The organism is Rhizobium sp. P1_E1, assembly GCF_056406015.1.
The window spans coordinates 1-2102 of sequence record NZ_JBFUAY010000437.1; the positions used below are offsets into that span (position 1 = coordinate 1).

The 2102-nt window shown below is 57.5% G+C and carries 4 protein-coding genes and 2 pseudogenes; 4 read left to right on the plus strand and 2 right to left on the minus strand.

All coding sequences use genetic code 11. The features are described 5' to 3' along the window. Positions 1-93: pseudogene (locus tag AC1D1Z_RS36775) on the minus strand (calcium-binding lectin RapA2); the annotation flags it as partial. Positions 94-546: 453 nt separating this feature from the next. On the opposite strand from AC1D1Z_RS36775, the gene AC1D1Z_RS36780 reads away from it, so the two are divergent. From AC1D1Z_RS36780 to AC1D1Z_RS36795, 4 genes and pseudogenes are all read left to right on the plus strand, one after another. After that, a complete protein-coding gene (locus AC1D1Z_RS36780) occupies positions 547-699 on the plus strand; it encodes a hypothetical protein (RefSeq protein ID WP_164903068.1) in 153 nt (50 codons plus the stop codon). 40 nt (positions 700-739) lie between these two features. Beyond that, the gene (gene rpsU / locus AC1D1Z_RS36785) at positions 740-976 is read left to right on the plus strand and encodes a 30S ribosomal protein S21 (RefSeq protein ID WP_018246906.1); all 237 of its coding nucleotides are present in this window, start codon (positions 740-742) and stop codon (positions 974-976) included. Between the two features lie 57 nt (positions 977-1033). Further along, positions 1034-1228: a hypothetical protein gene (locus AC1D1Z_RS36790; protein WP_003538349.1), complete on the plus strand. Its 195-nt coding sequence runs from the start codon at positions 1034-1036 to the stop codon at positions 1226-1228. A 13-nt stretch (positions 1229-1241) separates the two neighbouring features. Further along, a pseudogene (locus tag AC1D1Z_RS36795) lies at positions 1242-1336 on the plus strand (pyridoxamine 5'-phosphate oxidase family protein); the annotation flags it as partial. A 52-nt stretch (positions 1337-1388) separates the two neighbouring features. Here AC1D1Z_RS36795 and AC1D1Z_RS36800 read toward each other — a convergent pair. Continuing rightward, positions 1389-2102, minus strand: a 714-nt coding sequence (locus AC1D1Z_RS36800) for a LysR substrate-binding domain-containing protein (RefSeq protein ID WP_477853741.1), incomplete at its 5' end; no start/stop codon positions are given.

Below are 2102 nucleotides of genomic sequence, written 5' to 3' on the forward strand. Positions count from 1 at the left end.
GTCGGATGAATCGTTGGAAAGCAGATTTCCAGAAATAACGTCGGTTTCTTTAAATGTTGCACTATCATCAGTTGCATGTATCGGCGAAGCCATAGCTCTCTCCTAAAATTGTTTATTGGCGGGTCAATTTCGACCTCAGCGAGCGGCTCCTTTAACAACCTATTAATACTACAAGTCAATGGTCTATTTAACAGAAGGTTAATTTCGATGCCAATCTCCGCGTTGCTTCCATTCCGGCGGAATAATGTCACTTTCAAGCCAAATTGAAGAAAATTCGGCGAAAACTATACCCGGATAACTTGAATAAAATGGCGCTGAGTATATCTGAAGGCGATTGGCGATGCCCGCGCCATGCCATCCGGGCCATCCGTTGCAATTGTGCCCGCCGATACCTATGTTGCGGGAATACCCGATCAAGCGGAAATCTAAGCTGTTGCTGGCTCATGATTGAAGCGCTTGTACATCCGTGCGCGCCGTTATGGCTGCGTGACGGGCAACCCCACAAACAATCGATGACGCCGGCCGAGATCGGCAAAGGATTTCTTTTTGAACCACATAAATACAGCCACCGCGGTTGCGGTGGCGAAACCGCGTGAGGATGACGAGGCTGTCCGCCGCATTGCTGGAAGCTGGAAGCCGTTTCCCTGCCTTCTCACCCGCCGCGAATTGCGGGCTCTGATCGCCGAGCAGCTTGGCTGAGCCTGCGATCGTCGCACCACCCAAACAAGGAGAACTTGAAATGCAGGTACTCGTCAGAGACAATAATGTCGATCAAGCGCTCAGGGTCTTGAAAAAGAAAATGCAGCGCGAAGGACTGTTCCGTGAAATGAAGGAACGGCGCGCCTATGAAAAGCCGTCCGAACGGCGTGTCAGAGAAAAGGCGCAGGCGATCAGTCGGCATCGCAAGGCCGCACGCAAGAAGATGCAGCGTGAAGGCCTGCTCGCCGGATCCAAGCGGGTGGCGACCACCCGTTAGCAGCCATTCCCAACTAGCCCCGAGCTTCGGCTGCTACATTCCGTGAAAGGACAGACAATGGACGAACTCAATAGCCTCACCGTTTCCGAAGAACGCCTCGAGGATTGCCGCGATGTCGTGGAGCCGGATCTGCAGGATCTGATCCAACGCGCTCTGACATCGGGTTTTTCCCGGGAGGAAGTTCTCATCGCCGTCAGTGAACTGGTCGCCGAAGACTTCGCAATGGTCATGAAAACCCCAAGCGTTCATTGATCGACTGCGTGGTTGGGACAGCCCAGGCACGATCATCAGCTATATCAAGATGGCCGCCGCCGCGAACAGAAACCTGATATGGGCGACAGTGCCGAGGTCGAGCTCTAACGCATGGAAGCACTCAACGAAGATCGGGAGGCACGTCTCTGGCCGACAAACATCAAGCCTGATTGGCTGATGCCTTGACGAAATCGATGAACGCCCGGAGCGGCGCAGGCACTAGACGCCGTCCGGGATAATAGAGGAATGGCCCGGAGAAGCGCTGCCACCACGGTTCGAGGATGGGCTCGAGCGCACCGCTGTCGAAATGCGGGCGCAGCCAGTCCTCGAAGAGGCAGACGATCCCTGTTCCTGATATCGCTGCATCGACGGCCAGGTCGGTCGCTCCGCCGACCCGCACGATCAACGGCCCCGTTGGATCGACCCGCACGATCTCGCCATCGCGCTCGAATTCCCACGGCGCCGTCATCGCACCGCTGTCGAAACGGCCCAATATACAGGCATGGCCGAGCAGCTCGCTCGGGTGTTGCGGCCGGCCACGGCGATCCAGGTAGTCGGTGGAGGCGGCGATGGCAAAGCGCTGGACGCGTGGCCCGATCGGTATTGCGATCATATCCTGCTCCAACCGCTCGTCATAGCGGATGCCGGCGTCGCAGCCGGCCGCGAGCACGTCGACAAAACTCTCATCGGTTACCACTTCCAGCCGAATATCGGGATAGGCGGCGAGGAACGCTGGGACGATGGCGGGCAGCACCAGCCGCGCCGCGCTGACCGGCACATTGAGGCGCAATGCACCCGCCGGCCTGTCGCGAAAACCGTTGACGACGTCGAGGGCAGACTCTACCTCGCTCAAGGCAGGACCGAGCCGCTCCAG

Excerpts from the sequence above, each read along its gene's own strand:
- AC1D1Z_RS36790 (WP_003538349.1), top strand. The coding sequence starts at position 1,034 with ATGGACGAACTCAATAGCCTCACCGTTTCCGAAGAACGCCTCGAGGAT.
- rpsU (WP_018246906.1), top strand. The coding sequence starts at position 740 with ATGCAGGTACTCGTCAGAGACAATAATGTCGATCAAGCGCTCAGGGTC.